At 71.2% G+C, this 18,849-nt stretch carries 16 protein-coding genes; 4 read left to right on the top strand and 12 right to left on the bottom strand.

What is annotated here, in order from left to right; genetic code table 11:
* The first annotated feature begins 85 nt into the window (after window positions 1-85).
* Complete coding sequence (locus DC008_RS12290) at window positions 86-1,618, top strand: beta-N-acetylhexosaminidase (RefSeq protein WP_108707014.1); 1,533 nt, start codon at window positions 86-88, stop codon at window positions 1,616-1,618.
* Window positions 1,619-1,675: 57 nt separating this feature from the next.
* Here the strand turns inward: DC008_RS12290 and DC008_RS12285 are convergent, their stop codons facing one another.
* The 10 genes from DC008_RS12285 to DC008_RS12240 form a co-directional block, all read right to left on the bottom strand.
* Window positions 1,676-3,448, bottom strand: a complete 1,773-nt coding sequence (locus DC008_RS12285) for an IucA/IucC family protein (protein ID WP_108707013.1) — start codon at window positions 3,446-3,448, stop codon at window positions 1,676-1,678.
* A complete protein-coding gene (locus DC008_RS12280) occupies window positions 3,445-3,987 on the bottom strand; it encodes a GNAT family N-acetyltransferase (protein WP_108707012.1) in 543 nt (180 codons plus the stop codon). The genes DC008_RS12285 and DC008_RS12280 overlap by 4 nt, the downstream gene beginning before the upstream one ends.
* Entirely contained in the window at window positions 3,984-5,267 is a 1,284-nt protein-coding gene (locus DC008_RS12275) for a lysine N(6)-hydroxylase/L-ornithine N(5)-oxygenase family protein (protein WP_108707011.1), read from the bottom strand. Before DC008_RS12275 ends, DC008_RS12280 begins: the two co-directional genes overlap by 4 nt.
* Window positions 5,251-6,693: a lysine decarboxylase DesA gene (desA, locus tag DC008_RS12270; RefSeq protein WP_108707010.1), complete on the bottom strand. Its 1,443-nt coding sequence runs from the start codon at window positions 6,691-6,693 to the stop codon at window positions 5,251-5,253. Before desA ends, DC008_RS12275 begins: the two co-directional genes overlap by 17 nt.
* A gap of 138 nt (window positions 6,694-6,831) precedes the next feature.
* On the bottom strand, window positions 6,832-7,665 hold the full coding sequence (locus DC008_RS12265) for a siderophore-interacting protein (RefSeq protein ID WP_108707009.1): 834 nt from the start codon (window positions 7,663-7,665) through the stop codon (window positions 6,832-6,834).
* Between the two features lie 141 nt (window positions 7,666-7,806).
* Window positions 7,807-8,853 (bottom strand): ABC transporter substrate-binding protein, encoded by a 1,047-nt coding sequence (locus DC008_RS12260; protein ID WP_108707008.1) that lies wholly within the window; start codon window positions 8,851-8,853, stop codon window positions 7,807-7,809.
* 197 nt (window positions 8,854-9,050) lie between these two features.
* Window positions 9,051-10,211 carry an acyl-CoA dehydrogenase family protein gene (locus tag DC008_RS12255; protein WP_108707007.1) on the bottom strand — a complete coding sequence of 387 codons (1,161 nt, stop codon included), beginning with the start codon at window positions 10,209-10,211 and terminating at the stop codon, window positions 9,051-9,053.
* Window positions 10,212-10,217: 6 nt separating this feature from the next.
* Complete coding sequence (locus tag DC008_RS12250; protein ID WP_108707006.1) at window positions 10,218-11,153, bottom strand: hydroxymethylglutaryl-CoA lyase; 936 nt, start codon at window positions 11,151-11,153, stop codon at window positions 10,218-10,220.
* Complete coding sequence (locus tag DC008_RS12245; RefSeq protein ID WP_108707005.1) at window positions 11,153-13,078, bottom strand: acetyl-CoA carboxylase biotin carboxylase subunit; 1,926 nt, start codon at window positions 13,076-13,078, stop codon at window positions 11,153-11,155. The genes DC008_RS12250 and DC008_RS12245 overlap by 1 nt, the downstream gene beginning before the upstream one ends.
* 8 nt (window positions 13,079-13,086) lie before the next feature.
* Window positions 13,087-14,703, bottom strand: coding sequence for a carboxyl transferase domain-containing protein (locus DC008_RS12240; RefSeq protein WP_055623462.1), 1,617 nt, complete (start codon window positions 14,701-14,703; stop codon window positions 13,087-13,089).
* A gap of 87 nt (window positions 14,704-14,790) precedes the next feature.
* Between DC008_RS12240 and DC008_RS12235 the strand changes: the two genes are divergently transcribed.
* From DC008_RS12235 to DC008_RS12225, 3 genes are all read left to right on the top strand, one after another.
* Complete coding sequence (locus tag DC008_RS12235; protein WP_055623463.1) at window positions 14,791-15,405, top strand: SACE_7040 family transcriptional regulator; 615 nt, start codon at window positions 14,791-14,793, stop codon at window positions 15,403-15,405.
* Between the two features lie 96 nt (window positions 15,406-15,501).
* Window positions 15,502-16,659 carry an acyl-CoA dehydrogenase family protein gene (locus DC008_RS12230; protein ID WP_108710668.1) on the top strand — a complete coding sequence of 386 codons (1,158 nt, stop codon included), beginning with the start codon at window positions 15,502-15,504 and terminating at the stop codon, window positions 16,657-16,659.
* 35 nt (window positions 16,660-16,694) lie between these two features.
* Window positions 16,695-17,567 carry an acyl-CoA thioesterase gene (locus DC008_RS12225; protein WP_108707004.1) on the top strand — a complete coding sequence of 291 codons (873 nt, stop codon included), beginning with the start codon at window positions 16,695-16,697 and terminating at the stop codon, window positions 17,565-17,567.
* A gap of 17 nt (window positions 17,568-17,584) precedes the next feature.
* Here DC008_RS12225 and DC008_RS12220 read toward each other — a convergent pair whose 3' ends face one another.
* On the bottom strand, window positions 17,585-17,968 hold the full coding sequence (locus DC008_RS12220; RefSeq protein ID WP_108707003.1) for a nuclear transport factor 2 family protein: 384 nt from the start codon (window positions 17,966-17,968) through the stop codon (window positions 17,585-17,587).
* A 74-nt stretch (window positions 17,969-18,042) separates the two neighbouring features.
* Window positions 18,043-18,837: a phosphatase gene (locus DC008_RS12215; RefSeq protein WP_108710667.1), complete on the bottom strand. Its 795-nt coding sequence runs from the start codon at window positions 18,835-18,837 to the stop codon at window positions 18,043-18,045.
* Window positions 18,838-18,849 lie beyond the last annotated feature (12 nt).

Genomic DNA, 18,849 nt, shown 5'->3' with positions numbered 1-18,849 from the left:
TCTTGGAGCGTCAACGGCTCATCGAAGGGACGGTTTTGTGAAACACAGAACGCTGCGCCTTCTCGGTTCCCTGTTACTGGTCGCCATGGGCGTCTCGGTGACCGGGGCCGCGCCCGCCTCCCGCCCGACGGCACCCACCCCGCTCGACCGCGTCATCCCCGCGCCCGCGTCCGTCACACCGGGCAAGAGCCCGTACCGGATCACCCGCGGCACCCATATCCGGGTCGACGGCTCCCGTGAGACCCGCCGCGTCGGCGAGTACCTCGCCGACATCCTGCGCCCCTCCACCGGCTACCGTCTGCCGGTCACCGACCGCGGCGCCGGAGGCATCCGGCTGCGGCTGGAGCGGGGCCCGTCCGGCGCCGAGGGCTACCGCCTGGACAGCGGACCCGGCGGCGTCACCATCACCGCCGCGGCCCCCGCCGGCCTCTTCCACGGTGTGCAGAGCCTGCGCCAACTGCTCCCGGCCGCCGTCGAGAAGGACTCCGTGCAGCCCGGCCCCTGGCTGGTCGCGGGCGGCACCATCGAGGACACCCCGCGCTACGGCTGGCGCGGCGCGATGCTGGACGTCTCCCGGCACTTCTTCACCGTCGAGCAGGTCAAGCGCTACATCGACCAGCTCGCCCTCTACAAGATCAACAAGCTGCATCTGCATCTCAGCGACGACCAGGGCTGGCGCATCGCCATCGAATCCTGGCCCCGCCTGGCGACCTACGGCGGCTCCACCCAGGTCGGCGGCGGCCCCGGCGGCCACTACACCAAGGCCGACTACAAGGAGATCGTCCGGTACGCGTCCTCCCGGTATCTGGAGGTCGTCCCCGAGATCGACATGCCCGGGCACACCAACGCCGCGCTGGCCTCGTACGCCGAGCTGAACTGCGACGGCGTCGCGCCCCCGCTCTACACGGGCACCGCGGTCGGGTTCAGCTCGCTGTGCGTCGGCAAGGACATCACCTACGACTTCGTGGACGACGTGATCCGCGAGCTGGCCGCGCTCACCCCCGGCCGCTATCTCCACATCGGCGGCGACGAGGCGCACTCCACCAGCCACGAGGACTATGTGGCGTTCATGGAGCGCGTGCAGCCGGTCGTCGCCCGGTACGGCAAGACCGTGGTGGGCTGGCACCAGCTGACCGGGGCCACCCCGGCCAAGGGCGCGCTCGCCCAGTACTGGGGCCTGGACGGCACGAGCGCCCAGGAGAAGGAGCGGGTCGCCGCGGCCGCGCGCAACGGCACCGGGATCGTCCTGTCGCCCGCCGACCGGATCTACCTCGACATGAAGTACACCGCCGACACCCCGCTCGGGCTGGACTGGGCGGGCCTGGTCGAGGTGCGCCGGTCCTACGACTGGGACCCGGGCGCGTATCTGCCCGGGGCGCCCGCGTCGGCGATCCGCGGCGTCGAGGCACCGTTGTGGTCGGAGACGCTGACCAATTCCGACGAGATCGAGTACATGGCGTTCCCGCGGCTCCCCGGGGTCGCCGAGCTCGGCTGGTCGCCGGCCTCGACGCACGACTGGGACGCCTACAAGGTGCGGCTCGCCGCGCAGGCGGAGCGGTGGGAGGCGCTGGGCGTCGACTTCTACCGGTCACCGCAGGTGCCCTGGCCCACGGCCTGACACATATGACGACGGGCGCCCCCGGAGGACCGTCTCCGGGGGCGCCCGCGTATCCCCCTAGAACCCGGCGATGGGGTTCTTCAGGGTGCCGACGAGCTGGAGGGCGCCCGCCGGGTCCGTGAGGTCCACCATCTGCCGGTTGTTGCGCAGCTGGAGGCGGTTGAGGCAGGACAGCGCGAACTCCGGGACGAAGATGTCGTACCGCTCGAACTTCTCCGCGAGCTCCGGCACCGACCGCTGGTAGTCCCGGGTCACCTCGGCGACCGTCCGCCAGAAGGCGTCCTCGTCGAGGATGCCCTCGGTGGCCAGGTCGGCCGCGAGGAAGCGGAAGAAGCAGTCGAAGACGTCCGTGAAGACCGACAGCAGCTTGGTGTCCTCGGGCACGTCCACCCGCACCCGCTCGACCGCGGGCGGCAGCACCGCGTCCGGGTCCATGACGGCGATCTCCTCGGCGATGTCCTTGTAGATCGCGCGTCGCACCACCCCGTCCTTGAGGACGAGGATGACGTTCTCGCCGTGCGGCATGTACACCAGGTCGTAGGCGTAGAAGCTGTGCAGAAGCGGCACGAAGTAGGCCCGCAGATAGTGCCGCAGCCACTCCGCCGGGTCCAGCCCAGACCGCTCGATCAGGGCACCCGCGAAGGACGCGCCCTCGTGGTCGACGTGCACGAGCGAGGCCATGGTGGCCAGCGTCTCGCCGTCCTCGAGCCGGGACACCGGGCTCTCGCGCCACAGCGCCGCCAGCATCTTGCGGTACGGCGAGTAGCGGTCCGTCGCCGCCTCGTACTCCAGATGCCGGTAGCCGACGGCGGCCCGCTCCCGGATGATCGACAGGCCCGTCGACCGCAGCACCGGGTCGCCCTCGACGAGCTGGGCGAGCCAGTCGTTGATGGCGGGCGTGGCCTCCATGTAGGCGGCCGACAGACCCCGCATGAAGCCCATGTTGAGGACGGACAGGGCCGTCTTCACATAGTGCTTCTCGGGGCTCGTGCTGTTGAAGAACGTCCGGATGGACTGCTGGGCCAGATACTCGTCGTCGCCCTCGCCCAGCACGACCAGGTGCTCGCGGGCGACCTCGGCGGCGAAGGTGACGGCCAGCTTGTTCCACCACTGCCAGGGGTGCACCGGGATGAAGAGGTAGTCGCCGGGGTCGAGGTCCCGTGCGCGCAGCACCCCGTGGAAGCGGTCCACCGTCTCCGAGCCCAGCTCCTCGCGCAGGAACGACTCGTACTCCACGCCGACGCCGGCCGTGAACGCGGCACGCGAGCGGTGGGCCGCCAGCCACACCAGCCGGACCGGACGCGCGGCCTCCGGGGCGTACTCCAGGTACTCGTGGACGCCGAAGCCGAGCCGCCCGTTGTTCGCGACGAAGCAGGGGTGGCCCTCGGTCATCCCGGCCTCGATCGCCTGGAAGCCCGACCGGGCCAGCTCGGCGGCCGGGACCTGCGGCCTGGTCAGCTTGTAGCAGGTGCCCGAGAGGGTGGAGGAGATCTCCTCCAGGTACACGGGCAGGATCTCGTCGCTCAGCCCCAGGGACTTCTGCAGCTCGACGAAGAAGTCGAGTGCTTCGAGCGGGAGTTCGGTGTCGTCGCGGTGACGGGCGATCGAGTCGGCGTCGATCTGCCAGTGGTCCAGGGCGCGGCGCACGGCGGTGAAGGTGTACCGGGTGCGCCCGTCGTCGCTGCGGACGGTGTGGCGGCCGTCGCCGGTCGCCTCGGGGATGAGCAGGCGCTCGTGGGCGAACTCGGCGAGCGCCTTGCGGATCAGAAGGCGGTTGGCCCGCGCCCAGCGGTGGGGGGACAGATGCGCCACGGCCTCGGACAGGGTCATACGGCTGCTCCTCGGGCTGCCTCGAACTGCTCACGGGTGCAGAAGCTCAGCAGCGCCTTCTTCTCGGGCTTCTGGATCTCGCGCTCGGGCACGAATCCCACGGCCGCGTTCAGGGCGTGGACGGCGGTGTTGGCGACGTCCGGTTCCACGACGACCCGCCGGACCGCCGGGTCCTCGAAGAGGTGCTCCATCACGGCGGTGATCACGGCCCGGGTGAAGCCGTGCACGGGGCGGTCGGTCGGCGGCGTCAGGAAGTGCATGCCGACGTCCCCCGGCTCCGGGTCGTACAGGCCGGTCAGCTCCCGGTGCGCGGGGTCGTACCTCTCCATCAGGAAGGCGGGCGCCCCGCGCTCGTCGAGGCCGAGCAGGGCGTGGTGGTGCTCGTCGGCCGCGATCTCCATGTAGGCGCGCTCGACGTCCTCCAGCTTCGCGTCCTGCATCATCCAGAACGCGGCCTTGGGGTGGGTCACCCAGGAGTGCAGGAGCTCTGCGTCCCTCAGCGGGTCGAGGGGGCGGAAGGTGAAGGCGGGGCTGGTCATACGGAGAACTCCTGGAACGCGATGGTCTTCTCGACCGGGTAGTACTCGGTGCCGAGCAGCTCGCGGATGATGTACGCGTTCCGGTACGGCCCCATGCCCAGGTCGGGGCTGGTGATGCTGTGCGTGTGGACACCGGCGTTCTGCAGGAACACCCCGCGGCCGGTGACGTCGACGGCGTAGTTGCGGGCGACGTCGAAGTTGCCCCGGCCGTCGTAGACCAGACGGTCGCGGACCGGGCGCAGGAACTCGGGCTCGGCGTACCTGTAGCCGGTCGCGAGGACCAGGCCCTGCGACTCCAGCGTGAAGTCCCTGCCCTGCTCCTCCTGGCGGAAGGACAGCGTGTACGTGCCGTCGTCGTACCGGGCGCCGGTGAGGGCGGAGTTGGTGAGCAGCCGGGTGGGGACCGGGCCGCCGAGGCTCTTCTGGTAGAGCAGGTCGAAGATCTCGTTGATCAGATCGCCGTCGATCCCCTTGAACAGGCCCTTCTGCTCGGCGGTCAGCCGGTAGCGGGTGTCCTCCGGCAGCTCCCGGTAGTAGTCGACGTACTCCGGGGACGTCATCTCCAGGGTGAGCTTGGTGTACTCCAGCGGGAAGAACCGCGGGGAGCGGGTGACCCAGTTCAGCCGGTAGCCGTGGACGTCGATCTCGCTCAGCAGGTCGTAGTAGATCTCGGCGGCGGACTGCCCGGAGCCGACCAGCGTGATGGAGTCCTTCTTCTGCAGCTCCGCCTTGTGCGGCAGATAGCGGGAGTTGTGCAGGAAGTCGCCGCCCAGGCCCTGGCACGCCTCGGGTATGTGCGGCGGGGTGCCGGTGCCGAGGACGAGATGGCGGGCCCGGTAGAGGTCGCCGGCCTCGGTGCGCACGGCGTAGACCCCGTCCGCCTCCTCGTACGTCACCTCGGTGACCGTCGTGTTGAACCGGATGCTGCTCAGCCGGTTCGCGGCCCAGCGGCAGTAGTCGTCGTACTCGACGCGCAGCGGGTAGAAGTTCTCCCGGATGTAGAACGAGTACAGCCGGCCCTTCTCCTTCAGATAGTTCAGGAAGGAGTACGGCGAGGTCGGGTCGGCGAGAGTCACCAGGTCCGACATGAACGGCGTCTGGAGGTGGGCGCCGTCCAGGAACATGCCCGCGTGCCACTCGAAGTCGGGCTTCGACTCCAGGAACACGCCGTCGAGTTCGGCGATGGGCTCGGTCAGACAGGCGAGGCCCAGGTTGAACGGGCCGAGCCCGATGCCCACGAAGTCGTGGATCACGGACGGGTTGTCAGGACGCGCGGTCAAGGGAGTCTCCCAGGTACTGCTCGGCGTGGCCGGCGATCAGGTCGAGGACGGCGGCGATGTCTTCGGTCGTCGTCTCGGGGTTGAGCAGGGTGAACTTCAGATAGTGGCGGCCCTGGACCTTGGTGCCCGCGACCACGGCGTCGCCGGAGGCGAACAGGGCCTTGCGGGCGTACAGGTTGGCCCGGTCGATCTCGGCCGGGTCGGTCACGGAGGCCGGGACGTAGCGGAAGACGAGGGTGGACAGGGTGGGCTCCACGACCACGTCGAAGCGGGGGTCGGCGGCCAGCAGCCGCCAGCCCGCCGATGCCAGGTCGCACACCTCGTCGAAGAGCTGCCCGATGCCGTCGGCACCCATGGTGCGCAGGGTCATCCACAGCTTGAGCGCGTCGAAGCGGCGGGTGGTCTGCAGGGACTTGTCGACCTGGTTGGGGATGCGCTCCTGGACCATCCGGCGCGGGTTGAGGTACTCGGCGTGGTAGGTGGCGTGCCGCAGGGTCGCGGCGTCGCGGACCAGCACGGCGGACGAACTGACCGGCTGGAAGAAGGACTTGTGGTAGTCGACGGTGACGGAGTCGGCGCGCTCGATGCCGTCGATGCGGTCCCGGTACTTCACCGAGGCCAGCAGCCCGCAGCCGTAGGCGGCGTCGACGTGCATCCAGGTGCCGTACTGCGCGCACAGCTCGGCGATCTCGGGCAGCGGGTCGATGGAGCCGAAGTCGGTGGTGCCTGCGGTGGCGACGACGGCCATCGGGACCAGACCGTCCCGGACGCAGCGCTCCAGCTCGCGGGCGAGCGCGACGGTCCGCATGCGCTTGTCGTGGTCGACGGGGATGGTCACCACGGCGTCCGGGCCGAGCCCGAGGAGCTTCGCGGACTTCTGCACGCTGAAGTGGCCCGCCTCGGAGGCGAAGATCCGCAGGTCGCCCAGCCGGTCGGTCTTGGCCTCCTCGCGGGCCAGCAGCAGCGCCTGGAGGTTGGACTGGGAACCGCCGGAGGTGAACACGCCGTCGGCGGCCGGACCGAGGCCGACGCGGGCGGCCGTCCAGTCGATCAGTTTGCGCTCGATCAGGGTGCCGCCGGCCGACTGGTCCCAGGTGTCCAGGGAGGAGTTGACGGCGGACAGGACCGCCTCGCCGAGCACCGCCGGTATGACGACGGGGCAGTTGAGGTGGGCGAGGTAGCGCGGGTGGTGGAAGTAGATGGCGTCCCGGAGGTATACGTCCTCCAGCTCGTCGAGCACGGCGGCGGTGTCGTGCAGCGGGCGGTCCAGGTCGATCGCGTCCACGGCGGGGGCCAGGGCGTCGACCGTGACCCCGGTGAACGGCCGGTCGGTGGCGGCGAGTTTGGCGGCCACCCGCTCGATACCTTCGGTCACGGAGCGGCGGTACTGCTCCGCGGTCGTGTCGTTGAGCAGGTGCGAGCGCATGGGGAGGTCCTCCGGTGGGGACGGGGCTCTGGGACGAGGAGCTTGATTAACTTAGGTTAGCCTAACCTAAGTTGACATTGCTCGTGCCCCGGTGGGGACGTGACCGCGATCACGGAGGGCGCCATCGGGCGCCGGACGTCACGCCGTCGCGCGCAGTTGTTCCTCGCTCATGCCGTGGCGCCAGTAGCCCACGAAGGTGACCCGCCGCCGGTCCAGGCCGCGCTCGGTGACGAAGTGCCGCCGCAGCGCCTTCACGCTGCCCGACTCGCCCGCGAGCCAGACGTACGGCCGGTCGGCGGCGGGGAGATGGGCGGCCCGAAGGGAGTCCAGGGCCAGGGGGGTCCCCTCGGGACAGGCCCCGTCGCGGATCAGCCAGGTGATCTCGGCGTCGGCGGAGGTCGGCAGGTCCTGGACGTCCCCGGCGTCGCGCACCTCCAGCCAGACCTGGGCGGGGGTGCCGGCCGGCAGCGTCTCCAGGACGGCGGCGACGGCGGGTACGGCGGTCTCGTCGCCCCACAGGACGACCTGCCCGGTGTCGGCGGGCGGCCGGAAGCGGATCGCCCGGTTGTCCGCGATCGCGGGGCCGAGCACCAGCACCCGGTCGCCCGCGGCGGCCCGCGCGGCCCAGGAGGACGCCGGGCCGGCCGGGGTGTGCAGCACGAAGTCGATGTCGATCTCGCCGGGGTCGCGACGCAGCGCGCGCAGTGTGTACGACCGCATCACCGCCCGTACGTCGTCGGGCAGTTCGCGCCAGGCCTGCCACCAGCCGTCGCCCAGCTCCACGGGCACTCGGGGTTCGCTCTGCCCCGGATGCGGCAGGAACAGCGACAGGGACTGGTCGCACCCGTCGGAGTGGAAGTGCTCCAGGTCCGTGCCGCCGAAGGTGACCCGGACCAGGGACGGGCCGAGCCGTCGGGTCCGTACGACATGGAGGGCGAAGAAGCGGAAGGGGGCGGCGACGGCGGTGGTCATGGGGGCGACTCCCGGATCGGCGTCAGATGTGCCTGCTCGTGTCTGCTGTGGGCCGTACGGACACGGCCCTGGGGGTGCGGGGCGCCGCCCGGCCGGTCACCGCCGGTCCGCGGCCGCCCCGCGACCCCATGTGACCGCCGGTCAGGCGACCTTCTTGGCCTTCTCGATGGCCTCGGCCAGGTTCGTCAGCAGCGGGGTGCACTTGGCGTAGGACAGGATCGGCTCGGGGGAGCGCGGGATGACCTGCCCAGCCTTCACGGCGGGCAGCTTCTTCCAGGTGCCCTCGCTGATGTCGGCGGGCTGGATGGTCTGGGAGCGGTCGTCCATCATGATGATGTCCGCGGGGTACTTGTCGACGTTCTCCCAGCTCAGGCTCTCGTACCAGCCGCCGCCCTCCTTCTTGGCGCTCTCCGGCGGCTCCACGAAGTTCACGCCGAGGGCCTTGAAGTACTCCAGGTCGATGGAGAGGTTGGTGCCGGAGACGTAGAAGATGTCCTGGCTGGCGGAGCCGGCCATGACCTTGATCTCCGGGCGGGCCTTGGCGGCCTTGCGCAGGCGCTCGGCGGCGGCCTCGAACTCCTTCTTGTCCTGGGCGGCCTTGCCGCTCTTCAGGTCGGCGCCGAGGGACTCGGCCAGCGCCCACACCCGCTCCAGCGGCTGGGTCAGCTGACGGTCGTAGACGGAAACGGCCACGCTCGGGGCGAGCTTGGCGATCTTGTCCTTGGACGCCTCGGGGACGTACCAGAGGGTGCCGGCGCTGTCGAAGGTCGTGGAGATGAGGACCTCGGGGGCGAACGCGGCGTACTTCTCGACGCTGAACTGGTCCCAGACGTTGCCGAACACCGTCAGCTTGCTGACGTCCATGTCGCCGGCCTGGACGTCGGCCTTGCCGTCCTTGGTCTTGGTCGGGCCGAAGACGCCCTTGACCTCGATGCCGTAGTCGTACAGGGCGGCGGCCACGCCGACGAAGGCGACGATCTTCGTGGGGACCTTGTCCAGCTTCACGGTGGTGCCGCGGTCGTCCTTGAACGTCCAGGGGCCGGACTTGCCCGCGCCCGCGGCCTCGTTCGACCCACCGCTCTTGGCGTCGTCGTCCCCGCAGGCCGCGAGCACGGCCCCGAGGCCGAGGGCGCCGCCGACGGCGAGGATGCCGCGACGGGTGAGGTGGGTGGCTCTGGCGTTGGACATGGCTTCGCTGCTTTCGAACAGGGCTGATCACCGCTGGACAGTTCGAAGGTAGGTTAGCCTAACCTGAGCTGTTGTCCAGGGGTGGGGCGCTGTGATCGATCTCGCGCCCGGCCCGTGAGGCGGGCCCGGTACGGCACGAGGCCCAACGCCCCGGGGACTCCAGGACGTTGAGCCTCGTTCGGATCGTGCGCGGCGGGTCAGCCCGCCAGGCCCAGCTCCCGCGCGATCAGCATCCGCTGCACCTCGCTGGTGCCCTCGCCGATCTCCAGGATCTTGGAGTCCCGCCACATCCGGGCCACCGGGTACTCGTTCATGAAGCCGTAGCCGCCATGGATCTGCGTGGCGTCCCGGGCGTTGTCCACCGCGACCGTCGACGAGTACAGCTTCGCCAGCGCCGCCTCCTTCTTGAACGGCTCCCCGGCCACCAGCCGCGACGCCGCGTCACGCCAGGCGAGGCGGGCGGTGTGCGCCTTCATCTCCATGTCGGCGATCTTGAACTGGATGGCCTGGTTGGCGCCGATCGGACGGCCGAACGCGTGCCGCTCCTTGGCGTACTTCACCGACTCGTCCACACAGCCCTGCGCCAGACCCGTGCCCAGCGCGGCGATCGCGATGCGGCCCTCGTCGAGGATGCGCAGGAACTGCGCGTAGCCGCGGCCCTCCTCGCCCAGCAGATTGGCCGCCGGGACCCGGACGTCCACGAAGGACAGCTCGCGGGTGTCGGAGGCGTTCCAGCCGACCTTGGAGTAGGGGGCGGCGACCGTGAAGCCCGGGGTGCCGGCGGGCACGATGATCGAGGAGATGAGCGGCTTGCCGTCCGGCTTGCGGCCCGTCACCGCGGTCACCGTCACCAGACCCGTGATGTCGGTACCGGAGTTGGTGATGAAGCACTTGGTGCCGTTGATGACCCACTCGCCGGTCGCCTCGTCCAGGCGGGCCGTCGTCCGGGTCGCGCCCGCGTCGGAGCCGCCGTCCGGCTCGGTCAGACCGAAGGCGCCGAGGATCTCACCGGAGCACAGCTTCGGCAGCCAGGTGCGCTTCTGCTCCTCGGTGCCGAACAGATGGATCGGCATGGCGCCCAGCGAGACACCCGCCTCCAGCGTGATGGCCACCGAGGAGTCGACCCGGGCCAGCTCCTCCAGGGCGATGCCCAGCGCCAGGTAGTCGCCGCCCATGCCGCCGTGCTCCTCGGGGAACGGCAGGCCGAACAGCCCCATACGGCCCATCTCCCGCACGATCTCGTACGGGAACTCATGACGCTCGTAGAAGTCGCCGATCTTCGGCGCGACGACGTCGTGGGCGAACTCCTCCACCGTGCGGCGGAGGTCCTCCAGTTCGGGGGAGAGACGGTGGTCCATGGCGGTTCACTGCTCCTTGTGGGAGAGGGCTCGTACGGTGCGGGAGGGGCTGGGCCGTCCCAGGTGGCCGGCCATCCACGCGCTCGTGGCGACGAGGTGGCCGAGGTCGACCCCGGTGTCGATGCCGAGGCCGCGCAGCATCCACACGAGGTCCTCTGTGGCGAGGTTGCCGGTCGCGGACTTGGCGTACGGGCAGCCGCCCAGACCGCCCGCGGAGGCGTCGACGGTGGTGACACCGTGCTGCAGTGCGGCGTAGGTGTTGGCGAGGGCCTGCCCGTAGGTGTCGTGGAAGTGCACGCCGATGACGTCGGTCGGCACGCCCTCCTCGTTCAGCTCGGAGAGCAGCGCGCGGACGTGGCCGGGTGTGGCCACGCCGATGGTGTCGCCGAGGCTCAGCTCGTCGCAGCCCATCGCGACGAGCGCCTTGCAGACCCGGACGACCTGGGGGAGCGGCACGGCACCCTCCCAGGGGTCGCCGAAGCACATCGAGACGTACCCGCGCACCTGGGCGCCCTCGTCCTTGGCGCGTGGCACCACCGGCTCGAACACCGCGAGGGACTCGTCGAGCGTCCGGTTGAGGTTGGCCTTGGCGAAGGACTCGGTGGCGCTGGCGAACACCGCGATACGCCGGGCGCCCAGGGCAAGCGCCCGGTCCAGGCCGCGGTCGTTGGGGACCAGGACCGGCAGCTCGACGCCCTGGAGGTCGGAGACGAGCGGGAACAGCTGCTCGGCGTCCGCGAGTTGGGGCACCCACTTCGGGTGGACGAAGCTCGTCGCCTCGATCGTCGTCAGACCGGCCGCGGCGAGCCGGCGGATGAACTCGGCCTTGACCTCGGTGGGCACGGTCGACTTCTCGTTCTGCAGGCCGTCGCGCGCGCCGACCTCGTGGATGCGCACCCGGGCCGGCAGACCCGGCGCCGGGACGGTCATGGGCAGCGTCATCAGTCCTCCTCCGCCGGGGTGACGACCGCCAGGACCTGGTCCATGGCGACCGTCGTGCCGGGTGTGACGTCGAGTTCGGCGACGGTGCCGGCGTGCGGGGCGGAGATGACGTGCTCCATCTTCATCGCCTCCACCACGAGCAGGCTCTGGCCCGCCGTCACCTCGTCGCCGACGGCGACCTTCACGACCGTCACCGTCCCGGGCATGGGCGCGGTGAGCGAGTCGGCGCCCGCGTGGGCGGCGCCGGTGAGCGAGGCGGCCACCGGGTCGTGGTCGCGTACGTGCCAGGCGTCGCCGTCGCGGCCCAGCCAGTCGGCGGCCCGCCGGAAGGTGTGCCGGACGCCGTCGAGGGTCACGGACACCTCTTCGCCGGTGACGGTCGCGGAGCCGCGCGGGGTGTACTCCACGGGCTCCTGCACCCGCAGATGGAAGCTCACGGGCCGAGGCGTGCCGCCGAGCCGCCAGCCGCTCGGCACCGCGAACGGGTCCGTCCAGCCGTCGCCCCGGGGGCGCAGCGCGTCGAGGCGGACGGCCGCCGCCGCCTCGTACACCTCCTCGGGCACCTCGGTGGAGACCAGGTCGTCCACCACCCGCTCGACCAGGCCGGTGTCCAGTTCGCCCGCCACGACCGCCGGATGCGCCAGCAGCCGCCGCAGGAACCCCGCGTTGGTCGGCACGCCCAGCGTGACCGTCTCCGCCAGAGCCGCCCGGAGCCTGCGGAGCGCGGTCGCGCGGTCGGGGCCGTACGCGATCACCTTGGACAGCATCGGGTCGTACAGGCTGCCGACCTCGGTGCCCTCGCTGAGCCCGGAGTCGGTGCGCACCCCGTCGCCCTGCGGCTCCCGCAGCCTCAGGACGGTGCCGCCGGACGGCAGGAAGCCGCGCGCCGGGTCCTCGGCGCAGACGCGGGCCTCGACGGCGTGCCCGGTGAGCCGGATGTCGTCCTGCCCGAAGGCCAGCCGCTCCCCGGCCGCCACCCGCAGCTGCCACTCCACCAGGTCGATCCCGGTGATGAGCTCGGTGACCGGGTGCTCCACCTGGAGCCGGGTGTTCATCTCCATGAAGTAGTACGAGGACGGGTCGCCGCCCGGCACGATGAACTCGACCGTGCCCGCGCCCCGGTAGCCGCAGGAGCGGGCCGCCTGCACGGCCGCCTCGCCCATCCCCGCGCGCGTGGCCTCGTCGAGGAGCACGCTGGGCGCCTCCTCGATGATCTTCTGGTGCCGGCGCTGCAGCGAGCACTCGCGCTCGCCGAGGTGCACGACGTTCCCGTGCCCGTCGGCCAGGACCTGGATCTCGATGTGCCGGGGCCGGTCGATCCATCGCTCGACGAGGAGGGTGTCGTCGCCGAAGGAGGCGCGGGCCTCGCGGCGGGCGGCGGCGATCTCGTCCGCCAGCAGCGCCGCGTCACGCACCAGCCGCATGCCCTTGCCGCCGCCGCCCGCCGACGGCTTGAGCAGCACGGGCATGCCGATCTCGCGGGCGGCCTCGGCCAGTTCGGCGTCGGTGAGGCCGCTGCCGCTGGAGCCCGGCACCACCGGGACTCCGGCCGCCTTCACGGTCTCCTTGGCGCGGATCTTGTCGCCCATCAGGGAGATGGCGTCGGCGGGCGGCCCGATGAAGACCAGCCCGGCGTCGGCGCAGGCGCGCGCGAAGCCGGCGTTCTCCGCGAGGAAGCCGTAGCCGGGGTGGACGGCCTGGGCGCCGGTGCGGGCGGCGGCCTCCAGCAGCCGCTCCACGGACAGATAGCTCTCGGCCGCCGGCGCCGGGCCGATCCGCACCGCCGTGTCGGCCTCGCGGACATGGCGGGCGTCGGCGTCCGCGTCGGAGAAGACGGCCACGGAGCGCACGCCCAGCGCGCGCAGCGTCCGGACGACCCGGACGGCGATCTCACCCCGGTTGGCCACGAGCACGGTGTCGAACATGGTCCCCCTCACATCCGGAAGACGCCGAACTGGGGGTCACCCAGGGGCGCGTTGGCACAGGCGGTCAGGGCCAGACCCAGCACCTGGCGGGTCTCCAGGGGGTCGATGACCCCGTCGTCCCAGAGCCGGGCGGTGGCGTAGTAGGCGTTGCCCTGGCGCTCGTACTGCTCGCGGACGGGCGCCTTGAACGCCTCCTCGTCCTCGGCGGGCCACGACTCGCCGCGCGCCTCCAGCTGGTCGCGCTTGACGGTCGCGAGGACCGAGGCGGCCTGCTCGCCGCCCATGACGGAGATCTTGGCGTTCGGCCACATCCACAGGAAGCGCGGCGAATACGCCCGGCCGCACATCGAGTAGTTGCCCGCGCCGTACGACCCGCCGACCACGACCGTCAGCTTCGGTACCCGGGTGGAGGCGACCGCCGTCACCATCTTGGCGCCGTGCTTGGCGATGCCGCCGGCCTCGTAGTCCTTGCCGACCATGAACCCGGAGATGTTCTGCAGGAACACCAGCGGGATGCCGCGCTGGTCGCACAGCTCGATGAAATGGGCGCCCTTCTGGGCGGACTCGGAGAACAGGATGCCGTTGTTGGCGATGACGCCGACCGGGTGCCCGTGGATCCGGGCGAAGCCGGTGACCAGGGTCTGCCCGAACTCGGACTTGAACTCCGCGAACCGGGAGCCGTCGACCACGCGCGCGATGATCTCGCGGACGTCGTACGGCGTGCGGGAGTCGACCGGCACGGCCCCGTACAGCCCGGCCGGGTCGACCTTGGGCTCGACGGCGGCGGTGACCTCCCAGGGGAGGTCGCGGCGGGCGGGGAGGGTCGCGACGATGTTCCGCACGATGCGCAGCGCGTGCGCGTCGTCCTCCGCGAGATGGTCGGTCACGCCGGACACCCGGGAGTGGACCTCGCCGCCGCCGAGCTCCTCCGCGGTGACGACCTCGCCGGTCGCGGCCTTCACCAGCGGGGGCCCGCCGAGGAAGATCGTGCCCTGGCCGCGCACGATCACGGCCTCGTCGCTCATCGCGGGGACATAGGCGCCGCCGGCCGTGCAGGAGCCGAGGACCGCGGCGATCTGGGGGATGCCCGCGCCGGACATCCGGGCCTGGTTGTAGAAGATCCGCCCGAAGTGGTCGCGGTCCGGGAAGACCTCGTCCTGCATCGGCAGGAAGGCGCCGCCGGAGTCGACCAGGTACAGGCAGGGCAGCCGGTTCTCCAGGGCCACCTCCTGCGCGCGCAGGTGCTTCTTGACGGTCATCGGGTAGTAGGTGCCGCCCTTGACCGTGGCGTCGTTGGCGACGATCACGCACTCACGGCCGCTGACCCGCCCGATCCCGGCGATCACGCCGGCCGCCGGGGCCTGTCCGTCGTACATCCCGTCGGCGGCGAGGGGGGCGAGCTCCAGGAAGGGCGAGCCCGGGTCGAGCAGGGTGTCGACCCGGTCGCGGGGCAGCAGCTTGCCGCGCGCGGTGTGCCGGGCGCGGGCCTTCTCACCCCCGCCGAGCCGCACCGCGGCCAGCCTGGCGCGCAGTTCCTCCCCGAGTGCCCGGTGGGCCTCCTCGTTGGCCCGCCAGGTCTCCGACGCGGGATCCGCCGCGCTCTGGAGCTCCGGTGCCTCGTGCATCCTCGCGGTCCCCTCACCTTGTTAATGAGCGTTAACGCATTTCCAACAGGTTAACGACCGCTAACCTCCCTGTCTAGAATCGTTCCCATGGCCACCAGAACCGACGCCCCCACCCGCCGCGAACAGATCCTCAAGGAGGCCGCGCGGCTCTTCGCCGAGCGCGGCTTCCACGGCGTCGGTGTCGACGAGATAGGCGCCGCCGTCGGCATCAGCGGCCCCGGTCTCTACCGGCACTTCGCCGGCAAGGACGCGATGCTCGCCGAGCTGCTGGTCGGGATCAGCGGCCGGCTGCTGACGGGCGCGAAGCGGCGCCTGGCGGAGGCGGACGGGGTGCCGGCGGAGGAGGTCCTCGACTCCCTGATCGAGGGCCACATCGACTTCGCCCTCGACGACCGCCCCCTGATCACCCTGCACGACCGCGAGCTGGACCGCCTGCGCGACAGCGACCGCAAGCTCGTGCGCCAGCTCCAGCGGCAGTACGTCGAGCTGTGGGTGGAGGTGGTGCGCCGGGTCTATCCGGAGCTCACCGAGCCGACCGCCCGCTCGGCCGTCCACTCGGTCTTCGGCCTGCTGAACTCCACCCCGCACCTCGGCCGTCCGGGTGCCCTGCCGGGGCGCGGGACGACCGCGGGGCTGCTGCACCGGATGGCCCGGGGTGCCTTCGGTGCGGCCGGGGACGGGGCGCGCCCGCCGGGGGAGTGACGAGCGTTACGGTCGTTCCACCCTGGACGTTCTTCGCTACTCGCCGGTACCTTTGATGAGCAAGCGCTTAGACATGTACCGGTGGAGGTGGACGGCGTGCGCCGTACTGTGTTCAACGAGGACCACGAGGCGTTCCGGGAGACCATCCGCGCCTTCATCGAGGCCGAGGTCGTACCCGTGTACGACGAGTGGTTCGCGGCGGGCCAGGCGCCCCGCGACTTCTACTACAAGCTCGCCGAGCTCGGCGTCTTCGGCATCCGCGTCGACGAGGAGTACGGCGGCGCCGGCATCGACTCGTACAAGTTCGAGGCGATCATGTACGAGGAGACCGCCCGCGCCGGTGTGCAGTTCGGCGGCTCCGGTGTGCACGTGCTGCTCGGCCTGCCGTACATCAAGATGCTCGCCACCGACGAGCAGAAGAAGCGCTACCTGCCGAAGTTCGTCTCCGGCGAGGAGATGTGGGCGCTGGCGATGACCGAGCCGGGCACCGGCTCCGACCTCGCGGGCATGAAGACCACCGCCAAGCTCTCCGAGGACGGCACGCACTACGTCCTCAACGGCGCCAAGACCTTCATCACCGGCGGTGTGCACGCCGACCGTGTGATCGTCTGCGCCCGCACGGCGGCGCCCACCGCCGAGGACCGCCGCCACGGCATCTCGCTGTTCGCCGTGGACACCAAGTCCGAGGGCTACTCCGTCGGCCGCAAGCTGGACAAGCTGGGCCTGCGCACCTCCGACACCGCCGAGCTGGCCTTCGTCGACGTCAAGGTCCCCGTCGAGGACCTGCTCGGCGAGGAGAACAAGGGCTTCTACTACCTCGGCCACAACCTCGCCTCCGAGCGCTGGGGCATCGCCTTCGGTGCCTACGCCCAGGCCAAGGCCGCCGTCCGGTTCGCCAAGCAGTACGTCCAGGACCGCACCGTCTTCGGCAAGCCGGTCGCCGCGTTCCAGAACACCAAGTTCGAGCTGGCCGCCTGCCAGGCCGAGGTGGACGCCGCCGAGGCCGTCGCCGACCGCGCCCTGGAGGCCCTGGACGCCGGTGAGCTGACGCCCGCCGAGGCCGCCTCCGCGAAGCTGTTCTGCACCGAGGTCGCCCACCGGGTGATCGACCGCTGCCTCCAGCTGCACGGCGGCTACGGCTTCATGAACGAGTACCCGATCGCGCGTCTGTACGCGGACAACCGCGTCAACCGCATCTACGGCGGGACCAGCGAGATCATGAAGACGATCATCGCGAAGGACATGGGCCTGTAAGGCTCCTGACATTCCCTGCCAGTAGAAAAGGTGCCATGAACGAGGCACTTCAGAGCCTCCTCGATCTGCTCGACCTGGAGCAGATCGAGGTGGACATCTTCCGCGGCCGGTCCCAGTCCGCCGTGGTCCCGCGCGTCTTCGGCGGACAGGTCGCGGCCCAGGCGCTCGTGGCCGCCGGCCGCACGGTGCCCGCGGACCGGCCCGCCCACTCCCTCCACGCGTACTTCCTGCGTATGGGGGACCCGGGCGCGCCCATCGTCTACAACGTCGACCGCATGCGCGACGGGCGTTCCTTCACCACCCGCCGGGTGGTCGCCGTCCAGCACGGCAAGCCGATCTTCGCGCTGTCGGCGTCCTTCCAGACGTACGAGGAGGGCCTGGACCACCAGGCCCCGATGCCGTCCTCGCCCGACCCGGCCTCGCTGCCCACCTCCGAGGAGCGGCTGCGCGGCTACGGGCACCTCGACCCGGCGGTCGTCGAGCGGTTCCTGGAGGCGCGCCGGGCCGTCGATCTGCGCTATGTCGACGAGCCGCCGTACGGCCGCTTCGGCGAGCCGCGCGAACCGCACTCCCAGGTGTGGTTCCGCACCAACGGCAAGCTCGCCGACGACCCCCTGCTGCACGTCGTGCTGGCGACCTACGTCTCCGACATGACCCTGCTCGACTCGGTGCTGCTCGCGCACGGGCGCGGCGGCTGGGCGGTCGGCGACGTCGTCGGGGCCTCCCTGGACCACGCCATGTGGTTCCACCGTCCGTTCCGCGCCGACGAGTGGCTCCTGTACGACCAGGAGTCCCCGTCGGCCCACGGCGGCCGCGGCCTCGGCCAGGCCCGCATCTACACCCAGGACGGCCGCCTCGCGGTCTCGGTCATCCAGGAGGGCGTGGTCCGCGTCCCGCGCGCGGACTGACCCCCGTGCGGGCGCGGTCAGGCGCCCGCCGCGGCGGGTTCGATGTCTCCCGCGAAGACGATCATCTGGTCGATCAGGCCCCGCCGCAGATGGACGACGTCCGTCCCGGCCAGACGCGGCCCGCCGCCGGGTGTGGTGAAGACCCACCGGTAGCGGGCCCACTCGTCGGGCATGTCCACCCCCGAGCTGCGCACCATGGTGCCGGGCCCGGCCGGGTGGCGTCGCAGCTCCAGCACGAACCGCTCGACCGCCTCCACGCCCTCGCTGCGTCCCAGCGGTCCCCAGAAGACCACGTCGGACGTGAGGGCCTGGGCCAGCAGTTCGGTCACGTGCCGGTCGTCCGGGACGTTGAAGGCGGACAGGAACATGTCGATCGCCGACTCGGCGGCTGCTTCCTCCATGCCCTCAGTCATATCAGCCGCCGCGTGCCGCCCGGCCCGAACGGGCGGGTGCCGTGCGCCGGTTCGGGCACGCCTCAGGCGTCGCCCAGGCCCGCCTCCGACAGGAGGTACGCCGTCATCGGGTCGTAGTGGCGGGGGCTGACCACGTGGTCGTCTAGGGGGACGACGACCTGGACCGTGCCCTCGGACTCGGCCAGGAACAGGGCCGGGTCGTTGCAGTCGGCGTAGCCGACGGAGTCCACGCCGTGCTGTCCGGCGTATCCCGCCCAGCCGTGGTCGGCGACGACCAGGTCGGGCAGCGGGCGGCCCTCGCGCTCCAGGCCGGTGAGGATCGCCTTCATCGGGTCGCCGGAGTGCGTGTGCCACAGGGAGGCGCCGTGCTCCAGGACGGCCACGTCGGCGAACTGCATGACGTAGCCCTCGTCGGTCTGCAGGCCCTCGGGGATCACGACGATCTCGCAGCCGGCGGCGCGCAGCGCGGCGGCCGTGGCGCGGTGCACGTCCAGCAGGCCCCCGGGGTGCCCGGTCGCGAACAGGACCCGCTGGGTGCCGTCGGCCGCCTTGCGCAGCCGGGCCGCCATACGCTCCAGCGCGGCCACCGTCAGCTCCGGGTCGATGGTGTCCTGGCCGTGCCGGTGCTCGGCGTCGTCGTTCACGCCGACCCGCTCCGCCATCACCGCCAGGACGTCCTGCTCGTCGGTCCAGCGGTCGCCGAGCTCCAGGCCCAGCCAGTAGTGGCGGTTGCCGTTCGCCAGCTGGCGGTAGTGGGAGAGGTTGTTCTCGCGGGGGGTCGCGACGTCGCCCGCGATGCGGGTGCGGACGAGGTGGTCGACGAGCTCGGCGCGGCTGGGTGTCCCGGGTATCGGCATGGTTCCCATTGT

Source organism: Streptomyces nigra (assembly GCF_003074055.1).
GTDB classification, from domain to species: domain Bacteria; phylum Actinomycetota; class Actinomycetes; order Streptomycetales; family Streptomycetaceae; genus Streptomyces; species Streptomyces nigra.
The sequence above is the reverse complement of the archived record's forward strand: the minus strand, read 5'-3'. Positions and strand labels throughout refer to the sequence as shown.

Excerpts from the sequence above, each read along its gene's own strand:
- DC008_RS12250 (WP_108707006.1), bottom strand. The coding sequence starts at position 11,153 with ATGACGCTGCCCATGACCGTCCCGGCGCCGGGTCTGCCGGCCCGGGTG.
- DC008_RS12265 (WP_108707009.1), bottom strand. The coding sequence starts at position 7,665 with ATGACCACCGCCGTCGCCGCCCCCTTCCGCTTCTTCGCCCTCCATGTC.
- DC008_RS12280 (WP_108707012.1), bottom strand. The coding sequence starts at position 3,987 with ATGACCAGCCCCGCCTTCACCTTCCGCCCCCTCGACCCGCTGAGGGAC.
- DC008_RS12240 (WP_055623462.1), bottom strand. The coding sequence starts at position 14,703 with ATGCACGAGGCACCGGAGCTCCAGAGCGCGGCGGATCCCGCGTCGGAG.
- DC008_RS12290 (WP_108707014.1), top strand. The coding sequence starts at position 86 with ATGGGCGTCTCGGTGACCGGGGCCGCGCCCGCCTCCCGCCCGACGGCA.
- DC008_RS12255 (WP_108707007.1), bottom strand. The coding sequence starts at position 10,211 with ATGGACCACCGTCTCTCCCCCGAACTGGAGGACCTCCGCCGCACGGTG.
- DC008_RS12245 (WP_108707005.1), bottom strand. The coding sequence starts at position 13,078 with ATGTTCGACACCGTGCTCGTGGCCAACCGGGGTGAGATCGCCGTCCGG.
- DC008_RS12235 (WP_055623463.1), top strand. The coding sequence starts at position 14,791 with ATGGCCACCAGAACCGACGCCCCCACCCGCCGCGAACAGATCCTCAAG.
- DC008_RS12225 (WP_108707004.1), top strand. The coding sequence starts at position 16,695 with ATGAACGAGGCACTTCAGAGCCTCCTCGATCTGCTCGACCTGGAGCAG.
- desA (WP_108707010.1), bottom strand. The coding sequence starts at position 6,693 with ATGCGCTCGCACCTGCTCAACGACACGACCGCGGAGCAGTACCGCCGC.
- DC008_RS12285 (WP_108707013.1), bottom strand. The coding sequence starts at position 3,448 with ATGACCCTGTCCGAGGCCGTGGCGCATCTGTCCCCCCACCGCTGGGCG.
- DC008_RS12220 (WP_108707003.1), bottom strand. The coding sequence starts at position 17,968 with ATGGAGGAAGCAGCCGCCGAGTCGGCGATCGACATGTTCCTGTCCGCC.
- DC008_RS12215 (WP_108710667.1), bottom strand. The coding sequence starts at position 18,837 with ATGCCGATACCCGGGACACCCAGCCGCGCCGAGCTCGTCGACCACCTC.
- DC008_RS12260 (WP_108707008.1), bottom strand. The coding sequence starts at position 8,853 with ATGTCCAACGCCAGAGCCACCCACCTCACCCGTCGCGGCATCCTCGCC.